At 64.5% G+C, this 18,129-nt stretch carries 15 protein-coding genes; 10 read left to right on the top strand and 5 right to left on the bottom strand.

The window, feature by feature from the left end; genetic code table 11:
- The first annotated feature begins 47 nt into the window (after positions 1-47).
- Complete coding sequence (locus VPH40_RS22875; RefSeq protein ID WP_328574598.1) at positions 48-2,171, top strand: sensor domain-containing diguanylate cyclase; 2,124 nt, start codon at positions 48-50, stop codon at positions 2,169-2,171.
- 57 nt (positions 2,172-2,228) lie between these two features.
- Here VPH40_RS22875 and VPH40_RS22870 read toward each other — a convergent pair whose 3' ends face one another.
- Positions 2,229-2,558 carry a hypothetical protein gene (locus tag VPH40_RS22870; protein ID WP_077408123.1) on the bottom strand — a complete coding sequence of 110 codons (330 nt, stop codon included), beginning with the start codon at positions 2,556-2,558 and terminating at the stop codon, positions 2,229-2,231.
- Positions 2,559-2,695: 137 nt separating this feature from the next.
- A complete protein-coding gene (locus VPH40_RS22865; protein ID WP_328574682.1) occupies positions 2,696-3,970 on the bottom strand; it encodes a cytochrome-c peroxidase in 1,275 nt (424 codons plus the stop codon).
- A gap of 166 nt (positions 3,971-4,136) precedes the next feature.
- Here VPH40_RS22865 and acpA point away from each other — a divergent pair, with 166 nt between their 5' ends.
- Entirely contained in the window at positions 4,137-6,257 is a 2,121-nt protein-coding gene (acpA, locus tag VPH40_RS22860) for an acid phosphatase (protein ID WP_328574597.1), read from the top strand.
- A 65-nt stretch (positions 6,258-6,322) separates the two neighbouring features.
- Here acpA and VPH40_RS22855 read toward each other — a convergent pair whose 3' ends face one another.
- Complete coding sequence (locus VPH40_RS22855) at positions 6,323-7,246, bottom strand: hypothetical protein (protein ID WP_328574596.1); 924 nt, start codon at positions 7,244-7,246, stop codon at positions 6,323-6,325.
- 168 nt (positions 7,247-7,414) lie between these two features.
- On the opposite strand from VPH40_RS22855, the gene VPH40_RS22850 reads away from it, so the two are divergent.
- Both VPH40_RS22850 and VPH40_RS22845 read left to right on the top strand, forming a co-directional pair.
- Positions 7,415-8,290 (top strand): hypothetical protein, encoded by an 876-nt coding sequence (locus VPH40_RS22850; protein ID WP_328574595.1) that lies wholly within the window; start codon positions 7,415-7,417, stop codon positions 8,288-8,290.
- Positions 8,287-9,801, top strand: a complete 1,515-nt coding sequence (locus VPH40_RS22845; protein WP_328574594.1) for a hypothetical protein — start codon at positions 8,287-8,289, stop codon at positions 9,799-9,801. The genes VPH40_RS22850 and VPH40_RS22845 overlap by 4 nt, the downstream gene beginning before the upstream one ends.
- 200 nt (positions 9,802-10,001) lie before the next feature.
- Here VPH40_RS22845 and VPH40_RS22840 read toward each other — a convergent pair whose 3' ends face one another.
- The gene (locus VPH40_RS22840; RefSeq protein ID WP_077408133.1) at positions 10,002-10,421 is read right to left on the bottom strand and encodes a hypothetical protein; all 420 of its coding nucleotides are present in this window, start codon (positions 10,419-10,421) and stop codon (positions 10,002-10,004) included.
- Positions 10,422-10,722: 301 nt separating this feature from the next.
- Between VPH40_RS22840 and VPH40_RS22835 the strand changes: the two genes are divergently transcribed.
- Positions 10,723-11,793 (top strand): hypothetical protein, encoded by a 1,071-nt coding sequence (locus VPH40_RS22835; protein ID WP_328574593.1) that lies wholly within the window; start codon positions 10,723-10,725, stop codon positions 11,791-11,793.
- 25 nt (positions 11,794-11,818) lie between these two features.
- On the opposite strand, the gene VPH40_RS22830 is transcribed toward VPH40_RS22835, so the two are convergent.
- Entirely contained in the window at positions 11,819-12,778 is a 960-nt protein-coding gene (locus VPH40_RS22830; RefSeq protein WP_251350599.1) for a LysR family transcriptional regulator, read from the bottom strand.
- 109 nt (positions 12,779-12,887) lie between these two features.
- Here VPH40_RS22830 and VPH40_RS22825 point away from each other — a divergent pair, with 109 nt between their 5' ends.
- The 5 genes from VPH40_RS22825 to VPH40_RS22805 all read left to right on the top strand — a co-directional run bounded on the left by VPH40_RS22825 (position 12,888) and on the right by VPH40_RS22805 (position 18,112).
- Positions 12,888-13,727, top strand: coding sequence for a phytanoyl-CoA dioxygenase family protein (locus VPH40_RS22825; protein ID WP_328574592.1), 840 nt, complete (start codon positions 12,888-12,890; stop codon positions 13,725-13,727).
- Positions 13,727-14,545, top strand: a complete 819-nt coding sequence (locus VPH40_RS22820; protein WP_099666728.1) for a sugar phosphate isomerase/epimerase family protein — start codon at positions 13,727-13,729, stop codon at positions 14,543-14,545. The genes VPH40_RS22825 and VPH40_RS22820 overlap by 1 nt, the downstream gene beginning before the upstream one ends.
- A gap of 79 nt (positions 14,546-14,624) precedes the next feature.
- Entirely contained in the window at positions 14,625-15,086 is a 462-nt protein-coding gene (locus VPH40_RS22815; RefSeq protein WP_099666727.1) for a MarR family winged helix-turn-helix transcriptional regulator, read from the top strand.
- A 165-nt stretch (positions 15,087-15,251) separates the two neighbouring features.
- Complete coding sequence (locus VPH40_RS22810; protein WP_328574591.1) at positions 15,252-17,627, top strand: M1 family metallopeptidase; 2,376 nt, start codon at positions 15,252-15,254, stop codon at positions 17,625-17,627.
- Positions 17,624-18,112: a DUF6702 family protein gene (locus tag VPH40_RS22805; RefSeq protein WP_328574590.1), complete on the top strand. Its 489-nt coding sequence runs from the start codon at positions 17,624-17,626 to the stop codon at positions 18,110-18,112. Before VPH40_RS22810 ends, VPH40_RS22805 begins: the two co-directional genes overlap by 4 nt.
- Positions 18,113-18,129: the final 17 nt, after the last annotated feature.

The raw sequence follows: 18,129 nt of genomic DNA, 5'->3' as shown, positions 1-18,129 counted from the left end.
CAGAATATAATCTGTTCAAGACAGGTGGTCATTGCGGGAGCGGGACGTTGGCAGGCAGACAGAGACGGGCATCATGGCGAAAGGCGCATTGGCTGCTGGTACTGGCCTGCCTGCTGCCGCCCGCAGTCCATGCCCAGTCCGGCAACCTGGAGCAGCAGATTGCCGCCGTGCGCGAGGATGGCCGCTTCGTGCCCGCGCGCGCCCTGCAGCGCCTGCAAGAGGTGGAAACGCAGGCGCGCAGCGCCCCCCTGCCCGTGCGCGCGGAATTCCTGACCCAGCTGAGCACCGTCCGCATGCGCCTGGGGCAGAACGACCTCGCCATGCAGCTGGCCGAGGAGCTGATCGCCTACGCCCGCGCCAACAAGAACGACGTGGCGCTGGCGAAAGGCGTGCTCTGCAAAGCCTACATCACGTTTGCCATGAACGAACGCCGCGCCTCACACCTGCTGGCCTTCGAAGCGGAACGCATCGCCAACCGCACGGACGACCTGCCCGTGCGCGTGCAGGCGACCATCAGCGCGGGCCAGTCGTGGGCCGAGGAAGGCAATTTCCCGTTTGCGCTGGCCAAGCTGCAGGCGGCCGTCGACCTGGCGCGCCAGAGCAACTCCCCCACCAGCCTGGCCGCCGCCCTGAATGCCCTCACCCTGCTGTACACGCAGATGCGCGAATACGACAAGGGCTTCGCGGTGCTCGATGAATTGCTGGCCGTATCCGGCACCCTGGCGTCGCCGGGCCGCATGGCGCAGGCGAAGAATACGGAATACGGGCTGGCGCTCGACGCGCAGCAGCCGCAGCGGGGCCAGCGCGCCCTGCTGGCGGCCCTGGCGCTGGAACGCCAGCTGGACGCGCGCGGCATGGTGGCCGTTACCCTCGTCAACCTGTCGGACAGCTACCTGAAGGAAGGCGACTACGTGCGCGCGCTGCGCTATGCGAATGAAGCCATCACGGCGGGGCGCCTGGTCAACAATGAACAGGTGGAGGCGACGGCGCGCCTGAACATCGGCCAGGCGCTGATCGGCCAGGGACGCCTGCAGGAAGGCAAGCAAAGCGTGGCCACGGGCCTGGCCTACTACGAACGCACGGCCAACCAGCCGGACATGCAGGCCGTGCTGCTGGAATACGGCACGGCGCTGGAAAAGGCGGGCGACCTGCGCGGCGCCGTGACAGCCTACCACCGCGAGCGGGGCATCTCGAACCAGTTGTTCGAGAAACAACGGCAAAAAGCCGTGTATGAGCTGCAAGAAAAGTATGAGGCGGAAAAGAAGCAGCGCCAGATCGAGCTGCTGAGCCGCGAAAATCAGCTCAAGAGCACGGAAATCGACAACCGCCGCCTGCAGCAGCGCGTGTGGTGGCTGCTGGCGCTGGTACTGGCCATGGCGTCCGCCATCGTCGGCTTGCTGTACCGCAAGGTGCGCCACGCGAACGTGCAGCTGAAGGTGAAAAACCAGGAACTCAAGCGCCAGAGTTCGCGCGACCCGCTGACGGCCCTGTACAACCGCCGCCATTTCCAGGAATTCATGCGCAGCCATGCTGGTAAGCCGCAGCCGGCCTACGGCGGCGCCGATGTCGTGGGCGCGCTGTTCCTGCTCGATGTCGACCATTTCAAGCACATCAACGACCGTTACGGCCATGCCGCGGGCGACCTGGTGCTGACGACGATCGCCGAAACCTTGCACGACGTGTTGCGCGAAACGGACATGATCGTGCGCTGGGGCGGCGAGGAATTCCTCGCCTTCCTGCCGGCCGTCGCGCGCGACGGACTCGACGATATCGCACGGCGCATCCTCAACGGCATGGCGGCGCAGGTCATCCACTACCAGGGACAGGCCATCCAGGTGCACGTCTCCGTGGGCTTTGCGCCCTATCCGCTGGCGCCGCTGGGACGCCCGCTCACGTGGGAACGCAGCGTCAACCTGATCGACATGGCGCTGTACCTGGCCAAGGCGCACGGGCGCAACCGGGCGTATGGCTTGCGCGGTTTTCAGCAGGTGGAAAGAACGACCCTGGAAGCGGTGGAGCAAGACCTGGAACGCGCGTGGCGCGACGGCTTTGTCGATCTGAGCGTGGTGCTGGGGGGAACGGACGGGGGCGATACTGCCGCTACGGGCACGGCGACGCGGGGCAGCCGGGCTGGCGCCAGCGATGGCGTGACCGCAGCGGCCGTCTCCTGACGGCCGCTGCGGGGAGCGGACCGGCGGTGGCCGGCCCTGGCGATGTTATCGCGATGATTACTTGTGCGCGGCGTCCTGCATCTTTTCGCCCGCTTTTTCCACTTTCTTGCCGACGGCGTCGGCCGCTTCGCTCATTTTCTTGTCGGCGTCAGCGGCGACCTGGTCCATCTTGGCGCCCGTATCGGCAGCGGCCTGGCTCACGGCAGCGTCAGCCTTGGTAGCGGCGGCCTTGATGTCGGCTTCAGCCTTGGCAGCGGCCGCATCGATCTTCTGGCCCGCTTGCTCGGCCGGACCGGCGGCGACATCGCTCTTCTTCTGGCAGGCGGCCAGTGCCACGACCATCATCCCGGCGGCGCACACGGTCATCCAATTTTTGCTTACTTTCATGATATTCCCTTTCATTGTTATCAAAAGACACAGATCAGTTCGCAATATACACCTGCCTAAAATTTTCTAGCGTGCGCTAACGCACATAAAAACACGCTTTTGTGGCGTAGTTGTAAGCAATGGTATCTTGATATTTTTTAGCCATGTTTTCCCTGCGCAGGACGGGGCGCCCGATAGCCATCCGTCAGAGTGTGCAGGAAGGCGATCACGTCGGCGATCTCCGCCGCGTTCAGGGCGGGCGCCTGGCCCGGCTGGCGGTCGAACGGCGCTTCCACGTTCACGTTCGCTTCCATTCCCGGCGGCATATCGTTGTATTTTCGCACCTTGCCGTGCTTATCCTTTGGATACCATTTTTGCGGCGCCGTGTCGCGCTGCACGTAAAAACGCAGCACCTGTTCCAGGCTGTCAAAGCTGCCGTTGTGGAAAAACACCTTGCGCAGGGCGACGTTGCGCAGGGACGGCGTCTTGAAGCTGCCGCAATATTCCTTGTGCTGCGTCAAGTCGGTGCGGTCCGGGCCGCACAGTCCCAGGTCAAAGAACGCCGGGTCCGCATTGACTGGCAGCTTGCCGTTGCGCGGCACGCCGATATTGATCAAGCCGTAATCCGTAAATTGCGGGAAGGCGCCGCCGGCACTCACCTGGCTGATATGGCAGGAGGCGCAATTGCCCTTGCGTTCATCGTTGAACAGGGCCAGGCCGCGCGCTTCCTGCGGGCTCAGGACGGCCTGCTTGCGCAGCACGGCATCGTACTTGCTCGTGTAGGGGTAGAAGTCGGCCGGGCTTTCCTGGAACACTTCCAGCGACATCAGCGCCCAGCGCAGCGCCTGGCCCGGCTGCTCGAAAATATCCGCGCCATACGTCTGGCGGAACTGCGCCGCCAGCGGACCGGCCCGCAGCTTGGCGACGACGGCGGCCCCGTCGCGGTTGCCCATCTCGCGCGGCGACAGCAAGGGCGCCAGCGCCTGCTCATGGCCGGACTGGGCACGGCCATCCCAGTTGCGCCCGCCCGTGGGACCCGCGTCGACGCTGTCGTCGCCATCGTCGTCGTGATAGTGCTCGCTGAAGGCGGGCGCCGTCTGCAGGTAGCGCAGCGAGGGCGCCGCGCGCGTGCCCGCATCCTTCAATTCCGGGCCGCCCAGCTGCACCGCCAGCGCATTCGGCGGGCCGTACGCGTGTTCAGGACTGTGGCAGCTGGCGCAGGCCAGCTTGCCCGACACGGACAGGCCGGGCTCGAAAAACATGGCGCGGCCCATGGCCGTCATTGCCGCCACCGAAGGCTGGCGCTTCAGGCTCGGCGCGTAGGCCGCGGCCAGGTAGGCGGGCGCGGGGGCGGCCTGGGCTTCTGGCGGCGGCGCGGGCTGGCAGGCGGACAGCATGCAAAGGGCAAGCAGCAGAGGGGGTATCGTTTTCATCATGGGCTGGCAGCGTAGCAACGGCATGTGACAGCTGCGTGACAAAACCCCGCAAAACCTCATGTATCAAGTTCGTACATTACGTCATGTAACAGGCGCTGACATGTCACGCAGCTGACATATTGCCTGCCTAGCATGCGACGTTTTCCACCCAGAAGGCATGAACATGAACTTGCACGCAAAACCCTCCCTGCGGCCCCTGCCGTTGTTACTGTCGCTGGGCCTGGCCGCCTGCGGCAGCGACTATGCGATCACACCCGGCACCCAAGGCCAGGTGATCGGCAGCTACTATGAAAACGCCCAGGTGTGCCTGGAAAGCGCCACCGCCAAGCTGACGTGCGACAACGCCTCCGCCACCGTGCGCACGGCCGCCGACGGCAGCTACACCCTCGATGGCCAGGGCGCCGTGCTGGTGACCATCGGCACGGACGCCATCCGCCATGAAGCCATCGGCGACAGCGGCAGCAAGGTGACGCAAAAACTGCTGCTGCGCGCGCCCGCCGGCCACAGCGCGTTTGTGAGCGCCCTGTCGACGGAGCTGGCGCAAGTCATGGATGGCAACGGCGGCGACTTTGCGGCCGCCAGCAGCAAGCTGGCCGCGCGCCTGGGCGTGTCGGAAGCGGGCCTGGCGTCCGACTTCAACAAGGCCAGCGGCGACGAGCTGGCGAAACTGAAGGCGGAAAACGCCAGCGTGACGGCCTTGATCGCCAGCGCCAGCGCACAAGCGGCGCCCGCCGATGCGCTGGCCGCCCTGAACGGCGCCCTGGCGCTGAACAATATCCAGACCATCGTCGTCATCTACGCGGAAAACCGCGGCTTCGACAATCTGTACGGCCTGTTCCCGGGCGCGAACGGCGTGCCGGGCGTCAATCCGACATCGACGTCCTCGTATGTAGCGCAGAAAGACTACGACGGCAGCACCCTGCCCGTGCTGCCGCCCACCTGGGGCGGCATGACGGCAGCCGGCCAGAGTACCGTCATCACCCAGGCGCAATCGGCCAACCTGCCGAACAAACCGTTCCAGATCGACGACGCCGCCAGCCCCCTGTACCTGCCGCAATCGGTGATCACGCGCGACCTCGTGCACCGCTTCTACAACAACCAGATGCAGATCAACGGCGGCGCCAACGACAAGTTTACGGCCTATTCCGATGCGGGCGGTTTGAGCATGGGCTATTACGACGGCAGCAAGATGCAGCTGTGGGACATCGCCAGGCAATATGCGCTGGCCGACAACCTGTTCATCGGCGCCTTCGGCGGCTCCTTCCTCACGCACCAGTACCTGATCTGCGCCTGCGCGCCCACCTACCCGAACGCCGACACTTCGGTGGCCAAGGGCTCGATCGCCAAGATCGACGTCGATGCCAAGGGCAACTTCCTGCGCCTGACGCCGTCCGCCACGGCGCCGGGCACCGTGCTGAACGGCGCGCCTGCGTATGCCAATGACGGCGCGCTGACGCCGGCCGACAGCACGGGCATGTTCTATGCCGTCAACACCATGCAGCCGCCGTTCCAGCCCAGCAGCAACGCCCCGGCGTCCGGCGACAGCAGCAAGCTGTATGCGGACACGGGCAAGGCCACCACCCTGCCGCCGCAAACGCAGACGAATATCGGCGACTTGCTCTCTGGCAAGAACATCGACTGGGCCTGGTATGCAGGCGCCTGGAAAGACACGACGGCCCTGGCCACGGCCAGCGCGCGCGCCGGCAGCTTCCCGAATCCGCCGAACTTCCAGTTCCACCACCAGCCGTTCAATTACTTTGCCAACATGGACCCGGTGAAGGCGCCCGCCTACCGCGCCGCCCACCTGCGAGACTTCGACAGCCAGTTCCTCAGCGACGCGGGCGCCGGCAAGCTGCCGCCCGTGACCTTCTACAAGCCGCAGGGCAACTTGAACCAGCACGCGGGCTATGCCAGCGTGGCCGACGGCGACGCGCACATCGCCAGCGTCATCGCCCAGCTGAAAAAGAGTCCGCAGTGGAAGAACATGCTGGTCATCGTCACCTACGATGAAAACGGCGGCTTTTACGATCACGCGGCACCGCCGAAGGGCGACCGCTGGGGTCCCGGCACGCGCGTGCCCGCCATCCTCGTCTCGCCGTACGTGAAAAAGGGATTAGTTGATCATACGCAATACGATTCGGCGTCCATCCTGCGCGCCATCACGCACCGTTTTGCGTTGCCCGTGCTCGATGGCTTGAGCACGCGCGACAAGGCGCTGGTGGCCAACGGCGGCAAGCCGATGGGCGACTTCAGCGCGGCGCTGGCGCTGGTGCCGCAAGAGTAATCGCGCCCGCCGACAGGCGCGACGCCCGCACGGCCTGGCCGCGGCGGGCGTTTTTCATGCTGGTGTTATTGGCCCGCTCCCGGCACCGCATCGAGCAGCGAACGCTCGAGCAATTGCGACAACGCCGTGCGCAGCGTCTGCGTGCGCGCCGCCAGTTCCGGCCGTTTGTAGCGCTCGGCGGCGATCAGGCTGTTTTCCAGGCAAACCCGGTCCGAACGCGCCAGGCAGGCGTCGGCCAGGTCGAGCTGGGCGCTGGCCAGCGCTACTTTCACCTTGGCATCGAGTTCCAGGGTGTCGGGATCGTCGCCCCAGCGTTTCACGTAAGCGGCCAGGCGCGTGGCGGCCAGATCCGGCTTGCCCCCATCGAGGGCCTGGCTGACGCTGTCTTGCAGCGCCGTCAACGCCTGTGCCCGCTGCTGTTGCCTGTCGCAGGCGGCCGCGGACTTGGTGATGCTTGCCTGCAAACGTTTCAGGTGCGCGGCGGGCGCCTTGGCGCTTTTCAGCACGGCCAGCGCGCTGCGCGCCCCGTCCAGGTCGCACTGCGCCGCCAGCGCCGTGGCGGCTTCGACCTGTTCCGCCACGCTGGCTGGCTTGTCCGCCGGCTTGTTGAAGAACCAGATGCCGGTCAATACCACTGCCGCCGCGATCCACGTGCGCAAGCGCACGGGCGGGCGCGGTGGCGGCACAGAACCCTTGACGGCCGGTTTTGCGGGCGGTGCCTTGGCCGGCGCGACAGGTGCTGGCGGGACGGGCTTGGGCGCGGGTGCGGACTGCGGCGCGGGCTGCGGCATTGGAGCAGGCGCAGGCGTGGGAGGCGCGACGGGCACGGGCGACGGCATGCGCGGCACCGGCGGCGGCGCCACGGCTTTCTCCAGAACAGGCGCTTGCGCTATCTGGCACGCGCCGCAAAACGGGCAATGCGCCACGCGCAGCGGCAAGGTCCGGCCGCAAGCGGCGTTGATGCAAACGTCATTCACTGTTTCAAGCACATTCCAACCTTTTCCTGGAGTCATTCCACTGCGTTCTGCCGCAATATTACCTTACGCAAGCACGGCAACGGCGCAACGGCGCCGTGTTTCATGGCCTTGATACCGATCAAAAAGCATCCGCCGCAGCGGTCTAAGCTACCAGCAGCGGCCAAGGACAAGGAGAACGCCATGCCAGCTCACCTGATCATCGAAGACGGCCAGCCCTGGTGGTGGGACAGCGCGGATATCTGGGTCGTGCCGGGCAATGATCCGAATGGCCCGCCCGGCGCGCCCATCGCCGGCACCGCCAACTACCTGTGGGGCCGCGTGCACAACACGGGCAACAGCGCCTCGAACGGCGTGCGCGTGGACTTTTACTGGGCCGACCCTTCCGGCCAGATCGCCGTCGGAGCCGCCACGCAGATCGGCTCCGCGTTTGCCGACTTGCCGCCGGGCGCCACGCAGGAAGTGCTGTGCCTGGTGCCCTGGGTCCCCGTCATCGTCAACGGCGGCCACGAATGCCTGCTGGCCGTGGCCCACGGCGCGGGCGACATCAATCCGCTGCCCGATCCCCTGCCCAACGGCTTTCCCTTCCAGCCCACCTTGCACGAGCAGATTGCCCAGCGCAATGTCACCGTGGTGCTGGCGGCAAGGCGCGCGCAATCGCTGGCCATCGCGGTGGCGGCCCTGCCCCGCACAACGAAAAAAGTGGAATTGCAGATTGAGCAGGGCGGCGAGCTGCCGGAACACCTGCTGGCCACCCTGGGACTCGAGCGCTGGCAGCCGGCCAGGGACGCCCGCCTGATAGCGGGCCTGGCGCGCACGCCCCACTGCAATGGCGATGCGCCCGGCGAGCAAAAGCTGGCGCTGGAAGTGCCGCGCGGCCAGGCGCAGGCCGTGTACCTGAGCGTGCGCGCCGAAGCCGTGCCGCCACGCCAGTATGCGCTGCTGCGCGTGCTGGAGAGCCAGGAAGGCAAGGTCATGGGCGGCATCACGTATATCGTCACCGACCTCGAGAAAGAGCAAGCGCAAGACCAGCAAAGCCCCGAGGAGCAAGCATCATGAGCGCTACCCCCCTGCAGGTGCTGACGCGGCCGTTCGCGATCGAGCCCGTCACCAACATCATGCTGCCCGATGGCATCTTCGACAATGCCATCTATGGCTTGCGCATCGCCGCCCACGTCACCAATATGTCCAGCAGCGCCCTGAACAATGTCACCGTGTACCTGGAAAGCGTGGGCGACCCCGGCATCGTGCCCGTGGCGCGCACCTTCTTCTTTGCCAGCATCCCGGCCGGCGCGGCCATGCTGGTGATGTGGGATGCCGATTTCCAGCATGCGGCGCCCGGCAAGAGACTCGTCAGCTTCGTCGCCAAGGCGGACGGCTACCTGCCGCACCGCTCGATCCAGCAAATCTTCGTCTCGCAGACGCGCTTCGACAGCGCCACCAACACGTACACGTGCACGGTCGAGGAAGGCACACTGGAACTGTCCAAGCCGCAAGGCCACCTGCCGGGCAAGCGCTGGGGCAGCACGGGTACAGATGGGAAAGGTGGGGCAAATGCGTGCCGCTGCCCGCCCGGCCTGGGGCCCATCGTGCCGACCGGCATGACCCTCGTCTGGACGCCGAACCCCGCCTATGCGGGCACGCATGGCGAGCTGCCGTTTTCCGACCCGTGGTGGAAGATACTCGCCATTATCATCGCCATCATCGCCGCGCTGGTAGCCATCATTTCGGCCGCGCTCGGTTCCGGCAAGGCCAGCTTCAGCGTGGGCGGTCCGTTCGAGGAAACCGATCCCAGCGTCGACTGCTGCTCGCTGGAAGGCGCCGGCTCGGGCCAGCCCGAATTCACGGTGGCGGGCGTGGCCTCGGCCATCGCCTCGGGCGCCATCGCCGTCGCCTGCTCCGATATCGCGGACCCGTTCTGGCGTGGCCAGGAAGCAACACCACCGGCCGCCGGCGAACTGACCCTGGCCGAGCGCGTGGTGGCGAAATGGGTGTTGCCGGAAGCGCCGAACGCGGGCCTGCCCTACACGGCCGACATCAGCTGGGAGTATCAACGTTTCACCACGGGCGCCACCTACCAGCATGCCGTGAGCGAAACGCAGGTCAACATCCACCTGGCCGGGCCCGTGGAAACGGATACGCCCGCCGTCGTGCAAGCCTACGAACCGCTGTGGCTGCGCGCCAGCTTCAAGCGCGACAATGGCAATGTGTTCCGCGGCACGGAGCTGTATGCCTTCGTGCTGTTCCAGGCACCGCAGGGCCTGTATTTCGTCGAATCGCTGACCGATGACGGTCTGGGCTTCGATCCGGGCGCCAACGATGGCGTCTACGCAGGCAGCCTGGACCTGAAGCGGGCTTACCGCACCTTGCTGCAATATGATCAAAAGGTCTACGGTACCTGGCGCGTCTTCGTTTTCGCCCAGGACGTCAACCTGACCAAGCCCGGCACGCCGCCCGAAATCGCCGCCCAGCACATCGGCGGCATGTTCGTCGCCAGCGCCATCGAAATCACCTTCGACGACACCCTGCCCTGCCCGCTCAAGGCGCAGGCGAATATCGTGGTGGTGTAGTGATAAGCGAGGTCAGGCGTAGGTCGCGCAGGTCGCGCAGGTCGGATTAGCGCCAGCGGCGCCATTGGATACTCATGCGCGCAGACCAGGAGCCGCTGAGAAAATGCCCAGGGCCAGGTGCCGCCCCGAAGACAGTACTTCAGTACAGCGAGGTAAATGCAGGGCTGGCAACAACGCCCAGGGCGTTGTATCCGCCGCTCTTAAACTTTAACGCTTTCAGGTTTCGCTATCACCGTGCGCGGAATGATATCCGTTGCCGGGCAAGTCTCCATCGCATCCGAATACGCGAGCCAGCGCTGCAGGCTTTCCATGCGGCGGATGGTGATGCCCTTGCCATTGATATAACCGATCTGCTCGAAATTGGCAGGGCTGGTGGTCAGTTTCGACACGGTGGGCGCATTATCGACCAGCCGGTCGTAGGCCTTGCGCGCCTTGTGTTCCCACTTGGCCAGCACGGGATCGTCAAAGCGGTTGCTTTCAAAATACACGGTGATGGTACGGTCGTGGTTGGCAAAGCCGACGATGGCCGCACCCTTGCGTATGGTCAACAGGACATCTTCCTTGACGCCCGTGACGGGAACGAAGACGGCGGCGCGCCCATCCGTATCCGGCCGCTCCATGGGAATATCTTGTCCGATTATGCTCATCACTTCACACTCTTCATCATCGCCTGTTGGCTTGTTGTCCCTGCATCACTGGAAGCGAGCCGCCGTGCGCATGCGTTTGCCGCTGCGCCGGGCCACTCCCAGGCTCGCTGCCATGCCCTGCAATACCATTTATCAAATAATACATTGCTGGAAAGCACTACACAAGTAATCAGGGGCGCGGCAGCCGCCTGCCCTCCGCCGGATGGGGAATGGTGTGGCCAGTGGCAATCACCTTATAATGCTGCGATTACTTCACGTCCCCCACCTCCGCACCATGACGCTTCCCGAGAATGACACCAGCCGGCTCGACGCCATCAGCGCCGCCGCCACCGAAGTGGCCGCGCAAAACGTGGCCGACCTGCTGGCCATGGCCATCTGCCACCGCCCCGACGAACCGGCCCTGATCGTCTGCGACAAGCGCAGCTGGCTCAATGTCGTGCTGACGGAAGCGTATCGCCAGGCCTTGCCGGACGCCGCCTTCATCGATTTCGACGACGTCACGCCCGACGCCGTGCTGGCCGCGTTTGCCGAACTGCCGGCGGGCAGCCTCGTCGTGCTGATCCAGTCGACCAGCTTCCGCCTGGAAGCGTTCCGCATCCGCATCGAGCTGTTCAAGCGGGGCCTGAAAGTCATCGAACACGTGCACCTGTCGCGCATGCCCGGCGTGCAGGGCTTGCATTACATCGCCTCGCTGGCCTACGACCCTGCCTATTACCGCGGCGTGGGCCATGCGCTCAAGACGCGCATCGACGGCGCCCGCCACGGCATGGTCGAGAGCGGCGGCGAGCAGCTGGTCTTCGCTTCCCCGTTCGAATCGGCCAAGCTCAATATCGGCGACTACAGCGGCATGAACAATATCGGTGGCCAGTTCCCCCTGGGCGAAGTGTTTACGGAAGCGCAGGACCTGGAAGCGGTCAATGGCCGCGTGCGCATCTTTGTTTTCGGCGACACGCACTTCATGGTCAACCGCCCCGACACACCGATCACCCTGATCATCGAAAAGGGGCGCGTGACGGGCACGGAACACGCCACGCCGGAATTTACCGCCATGCTGGAGATCATCCGCGCGCACGAAGGCGAAGTATGGGTGCGCGAACTGGGCTTCGGCATGAACCGCGCCTTTTCGCGCGAACAGCTGGTCAACGACATCGGCACGTATGAACGCATGTGCGGCATCCATCTGTCGCTGGGCGCCAAGCACGGCGTCTACGCCAAGCCGCAATTCAAGCGCAAGGATGCGCGCTATCACGTCGATATCTTCGCCGTCACGCAAGCCGTTTATCTGGACGACGAGCGCGTGTACGCGGATGGCGCGTGGACGGTGGAACCCGTCGCACTCAATTGAGCCTCAATTGAACCTTGGCTGACCCTCAGCTGAAAAATCCGGCAGCTGCCAGCTCGCGGTCCCACGGCGGCACGGGCTGGTATTCGGCCACCAGGAAATCGATCAGCGCGCGTACCTTGGGCGAGGGCTGGCGGCTGGCAGGATACAGGGCGCTCAAGTGATTCAGGGGCAGCTCCCAGCCGGACAGCACGGGTACCAGGCTGCCATCGAGCAGGTTGCGCCAGGCGAGGAACGTGGTGCTGTAGACGATGCCGAGTCCCCGCTGCGCCGCCTGGTGCAGCACCAGGCCATTGTTCGCCGTAAAACCCGCCTGCACGCGCACACTCACCGCTTCTTGCCGGTCTCCCTCGCCGCGCTGGAAATGCCAGTTCGTGCCATCCGTCAGGTGGCTGAAATGCAGGCACTGGTGCTTCAATAGCTCTTGCGGCGTCTGCGGCACGCCCCATTGCGCCAGGTAGGCGGGACTGGCGCACAGCACGGCGCGGCACGGCGCCAGCGGACGCATGGCCAGAGCGCTGCTGTCCGGGATGCCGCCCACGCGTATCGTCAAGTCAAAACCGTGGCGTATCGGGTCGAGCAGGGCATCGTCGACAAACAATTCGGCCTGCACCTGGGGGTGCAGCAAACTGAAACGGGCGACGGCGTCGGCCAGCCACGCGCTGCCGAAACTCGATGGCGCCTGGATGCGCAGCGGCCCGGCCAGCTCTGCCCCGGCTCCCGCCTGCGCCACGTGCGCCACCATGCGCGCCGCTTCCTGCGCCTGGCTGACGGTGGCCATGCACGGTGCCAGGTAGGCGCGGCCCGCGTCCGTCAGGCTCACTTCGCGCGTGGAGCGGTGCAGCAGGCGCGCATGCAGGCGTTCTTCCAGCTGCATGATGGTCTTGCTGACCATGGCGCGCGTCAGTCCCAGGCGCTGCCCGGCCACCGTAAAGCTGCGCTGGCGCGCCACTTCGACAAAGATTTCCATCGCTTTTAGTTGATCCATGTCAAAGATTGTCTTCGCTTTGGCGACAATCTGTCAACCGCAGGGCAATTGTTTGCCGCCCTCGCCCATCCTACAATGGCGCTTTCCATTGACCTCCGGAGCCGCCGCCATGCTAACGATCGAACAACAAGAACAATACCAACGCGACGGCTACATCATCCTGCCCGGCTTCAAGGGGGCGGACGAAATCGCCGCCTTGCGCGCGCGCGCCGAGCAGATTGTCAACGAATTCGATCCCAGCGTCAGCCAGTCCATCTTCACCACGCGCGACCAGGCGAAGAACACCAACGATTATTTTCTCGCTTCCGACAACACCATCCGCTGCTTCTTCGAGGAAGAGGCGTTTGGACCGGACGGCCAGCTGAAGCAGGCCAAGTCCCTGTCGATCAACAAGATCGGCCACGCCATACATGACCTGGACCCCGTCTTCCGCAGCTTTTCGGCCGACCCGAAACTGGCCGCAGTGGCGCGCGACCTGGGCCTGGCGGATGCGCAGGTATGGCAATCGATGTACATCTTCAAGCAGCCCGGCATCGGCGGCGAAGTGCGCTGGCACCAGGACGCCACGTATTTCGAGACCACGCCGATCAGCGTGACCACCTTCTGGTTCGCGCTGGAAGACGCCACCCTGGACAACGGCTGCCTGTGGGCGGAACCGGGCGGCCACCGCGGCCCGCTGCGCGAACGCTTCATCCGCAACGGCGACGCCGTGCGCGTGGAAAAACTCGACGCCATGCCGTGGCCCGACGACAGCACGGCCGTGCCGTTGGAAGTCAAGGCCGGCGCCCTCGTCTGCTTCCATGGCTTGCTGCCCCACTACAGCGCGCCGAACCGCTCGCCCGTCTCGCGCCACGCCTACACCCTGCACGCCACCGACGGCCAGACGGAATACGCGGCCCACAACTGGATCCAGCGCGGCGACGCCTTCCCCGTGCGGGGCTTCGTCTGATGCGCATCGACATCTTTGCCGCCCACTGGGGCAATAATGACCTGCCGCCCGACGTCTTCATCGACAAGGTACTGGCGGCCGGCTTCGACGGCATCGAAATGTCGCTGCCGCTGGACGTCGCCCAGCGCGAGGAGTGGACGGAGCGCATCGCCAAGGCGGGACTGCAGCTGATCGCCGCGCAGTGGGAAACCGTGTTCCACAGCGACTTCGATCTGCACCGCGCCGCCCTGGCCGAACTGCTGGAAAACGCCTGTTTGGCGCGCCCCGTGCTGGTCAACACGCACACGGGCAAGGATTTCTATACGCTGGCGCAAAACGCGCAGCTGCTCGACCTGGCCGCCGCCATCTCGGCCAGGCACGGCGTGCCCATCGTGCATGAAATCCACCGCAGCCGCTTTTCCGGCCATCCGATGCTGCTGCTGCCGTATCTGCAGCAGTATCCCGAGCTGCCATTGACGGCCGACCTGTCGCACTGGTGCTGCGCCTGCGAATCGCTGCTGGAAGACCAGCCGCAGACCCTGGCGCAGGTGCTGCCGCTGGTGCGCCACGTGCATGCGCGCGTGGGCCATGCGCAAGGGCCGCAGGTCGCCGACTTCCGCGCGCCGGAAGCGAAACCGGCACTCGACGCCCACCTGGCCTGGTGGGATGCCATCGTCGCCCTGCGCCGCGCGGCCGGAGCCGAGCGCATGACGTTCACGCCGGAATTCGGCCCCGCGCCGTACACGCAAACGCTGCCCTGGACGCAGCAGCCCGTGAGCGACGCGTGGGAACAGAACGTCGCCATGCTCGATCTGCTGCGCACGCGCTACGCCGGCTAAGCTTATGCGCCCCGGTGCCGGATCGCCAGGTCCGGCGCCGCGCATTGCAATTAGGTAGTGCGCTATATATACTGTGCCCATGGATACCACCACCGCCCCCAATCCCTTGCACCAGGTGCCGCGCCTGGACAGCCAGCTGTGCTTTGCGCTGTACTCGACCTCGCTTGCCATGAACAAGCTGTACCGCAAGCTCCTGCGCAAGCTCGGTCTCACCTATTCGCAATACCTGGTGATGATGGTGTTGTGGGAACGCGACGGCCTGACGGTGTCGGAAGTGGGCGAGCGCCTGTTCCTCGACTCGGCCACCCTGACGCCCCTGCTCAAGCGCATGGAGCAATCGGGCCTGTTGACGCGCACGCGCGCCGCCAGCGACGAGCGGCAAGTCATCATTTCCCTCACGGAACAGGGCGACCAGCTGCGCCATGAAGCAGCCTTGCTGCCCGAAGCCATCCTGACGGCCAGCCAGTGCAGCGTGGAACAGGTTGTGGACATGAAACAACAGCTGAACCAATTGCGCGACAGCCTGATGAAAAGTGAGTAAAGGCGCCGCTTTTCCGAGCAAAATCAGGTAAAGCATCCCCCTGACAGCGCCAGGCAAAAGCTGGCGTGAAATCCGCCTTTCTTTATTACAAATCGATACATGGATGGCCCCGCCCTGCGTATAGAATAGTTGCCACTATTTCCTTACAACAACATCAGGGTGAATATGCGCATCTCTTTCGGCTCCGTAGCCTCGTTGGCTCTGTGTTTTACCGTGTCGGCCTTCGCGGCCGAACCATTCGACGACAAGTTCCGCCAGCTCGAAGAGGTGCTGCCCACCCCGAATACCTACCGCACGGCCTCCGGCGCGCCGGGCCACGCCTACTGGCAGCAGCGCGCCGACTACACTATCCGCGCGACGCTGGACGAAGCCAGGCGCGAGATCGCCGGCAGCGGCACCATCACCTATCATAACCAGTCGCCCGACACCCTCGGCTACCTGTGGGTGCAGCTGGATCAGAATATCTACAAGCCCGATTCCGACGCGCGCCGCATGACCACGGCGCCCTCGCGCCAGGCGTGGGCCAAGACGACGGGCGAAGAGACCATGAAGTTCGAAGGCTTGCGCGGCATCCTCGCGCGCGGCGACTTCCAGGGCGGCTTCAATATCCGCCGCTTGACAGGCGCGGATGGCCAGCCCCTGAAGTACGTTATCAACCGCACCATGATGCGCATCGACTTGCCGCAGCCCCTGAAGCCGGGCCAGGATTTCGTCTTCCAGATCGACTGGGATTACCGCATCAACGAACAGAAGGTGCTGGGCGGGCGCGCCGGCTATGAAGTCTTCGACGACAAGAACGCCCTGTTCGAAGTGGCGCAGTGGTTCCCCCGCATGGCGGCCTATTACGATGCGGCCGGCTGGCAGCACAAGCAGTTCCTCGGCTCCGGCGAATTCACGCTGGAATTCGGCGACTACGACGTGCAGCTGACCGTTCCTGCCGACCATATCGTCGCCTCCACGGGAGAGCTGCAAAACCCGCAGGAAGTGCTGTCTTCCGCGCAGCGCGAGCGCCTGAAAAAGGCCCGCGGCAGCGACAAGCCCGTCGTCATCGTCACGCAGAAGGAAGCCGAAGCGGCCGAAAAAACAGTGAGCCGCGCGCAAAAGACGTGGCACTTCAAGGCGGCCAACGTGCGCGACTTCGCCTGGGCCTCGAGCCGCAAGTTCATCTGGGATGCGCAGGGCTACAAGAAGGGCGGCAGCGATGTGATGGCCATGTCCTACTATCCGAAAGAGGGTAATCCCCTGTGGGAAAAGTACAGCACGCAAGCCATCGTGCACACGATTGAACAGTACAACAAGTACAGCATCGACTATCCGTATCCGACGGCCATCTCCGTCAACGGCCCCGTGGGCGGCATGGAGTATCCGATGATCTCGTTTAACGGCCCCCGTCCGGTGAAAGACAAGAAGACGGGCGAGCTGACCTACTCCAAGCGCACCAAATATGGCCTGATCGGCGTGATCATCCACGAAGTGGGCCACAACTACTACCCGATGATCATCAACTCGGACGAGCGCCAGTGGACGTGGATGGACGAAGGCCTCAACACCTTCGTGCAATACCTGGCGCAGCAGGCGTGGGAAGAAAACTACCCGGCCTCGCGCGGCGAACCGCGCGAGATCGTCGACTACATGCGTAGCCGCGACCAGGTGCCCATCATGACCAATTCCGAGTCCCTGCTGCAGTTCGGTAACAACGCCTACGCCAAGCCGGCGGCTGGCCTGAACATCCTGCGCGAAACCATCCTCGGGCGCGAACTGTTCGACTACGCCTTCAAGGAATATGCGCAGCGCTGGAAGTTCAAGCGTCCCACGCCCGCCGACTTTTTCCGCACCATGGAAGACGCCTCCGGCACGGACCTGGACTGGTTCTGGCGCGGCTGGTTCTATACGACCGACCCGGTCGACATCAGCATCGACGGCATCAGCGAATATGGCGTGAGTTCAAAGGATCCGGCAACGGAAAAAGCGTGGAAGAAGGCGCAAAAGGACGCCCAGCCGGAATCCGTCACGAGCCGCGCCAACAAGGGCATGCCGCGCCGGGTCGAGGCGCATCCGGAGCTGAAGGATTTCTACAACCAGCACGACGATTTCACGGTGACCAACAAGGACCGCAACGCCTACGCCGAAACGCTGGCCGCCCTGGAACCGTGGGAAAAGGACTTGCTGAAACAGGGCAAGCACCTGTACCTGGTCGACCTGTCGAACGTGGGCGGTATGGTCATGCCGCTGATACTCGAAATCGAACTGAAAAGCGGCAAGAAGTACGTCGAGCGCGTGCCGGCCGAAGTGTGGCGCTACTCGCCGAAGAAAATCACCAAGGTCGTCATCACGGATGAACCGATGGTGGGCCTGGTGCAGGACCCGTACTGGGAAACGGCCGATATCGACACGAGCAACAACGCTTGGCCGCGAAAAATCACGCCGTCGCGCCTGGAACTGTTCAAGAGCGAGAAATCGCCCAAGGATAACCTGATGCGCGATTTTCATACGCCGCTGAAAGGCAAGAACGGCGGCTCGGCCAAGGGCGACGAGGCGTGAAGCGCTGGCGCCTGCTCGCTTGCGCCACGCTGGCCTGCGCCAGCATGGCGGCGGGTGCCCATAATTTTCATATGGGCATCGCCGATATCAGCTATAACGCGGCCAGCGGCAGCACCGAAGTGGTGCACACCTACACTGGCCACGACGTCGAGGCGCTGCTGACGAACCTGTACCAGCGCCAGTTCGACCTGGGCCAGGAAGACAGCGAAGCGGCGCTGCGCCGCTATGTCGAAAAACAGTTTTACCTCGTGGCGCCGGACGGCAAGCGCCTGCGCCTGAACTGGGTCGGCATGAAGGTCAATGCCGACAACGTGGTGATCTTCCAGGAGCTCGAACGCACGCGCCTGGCCCCCGCCACACGCATCCACAACCAGTTGCTGATCGATTTCCTGCCCAGCCAGCGCAACACCCTCAACGTGCAGGACAGCGGCAGCATCCAGACGCTGATTTTCGACCGCCAGAACACGGAACTGCCGATCCGCTAAGCTCCGCCACTTCCAAA

The sequence above is a fragment of the Janthinobacterium sp. P210005 genome (genome assembly GCF_036231865.1).
GTDB lineage: Bacteria > Pseudomonadota > Gammaproteobacteria > Burkholderiales > Burkholderiaceae_D > Janthinobacterium > Janthinobacterium kumbetense.
The sequence above is the reverse complement of the archived record's forward strand: the minus strand, read 5'-3'. Positions and strand labels throughout refer to the sequence as shown.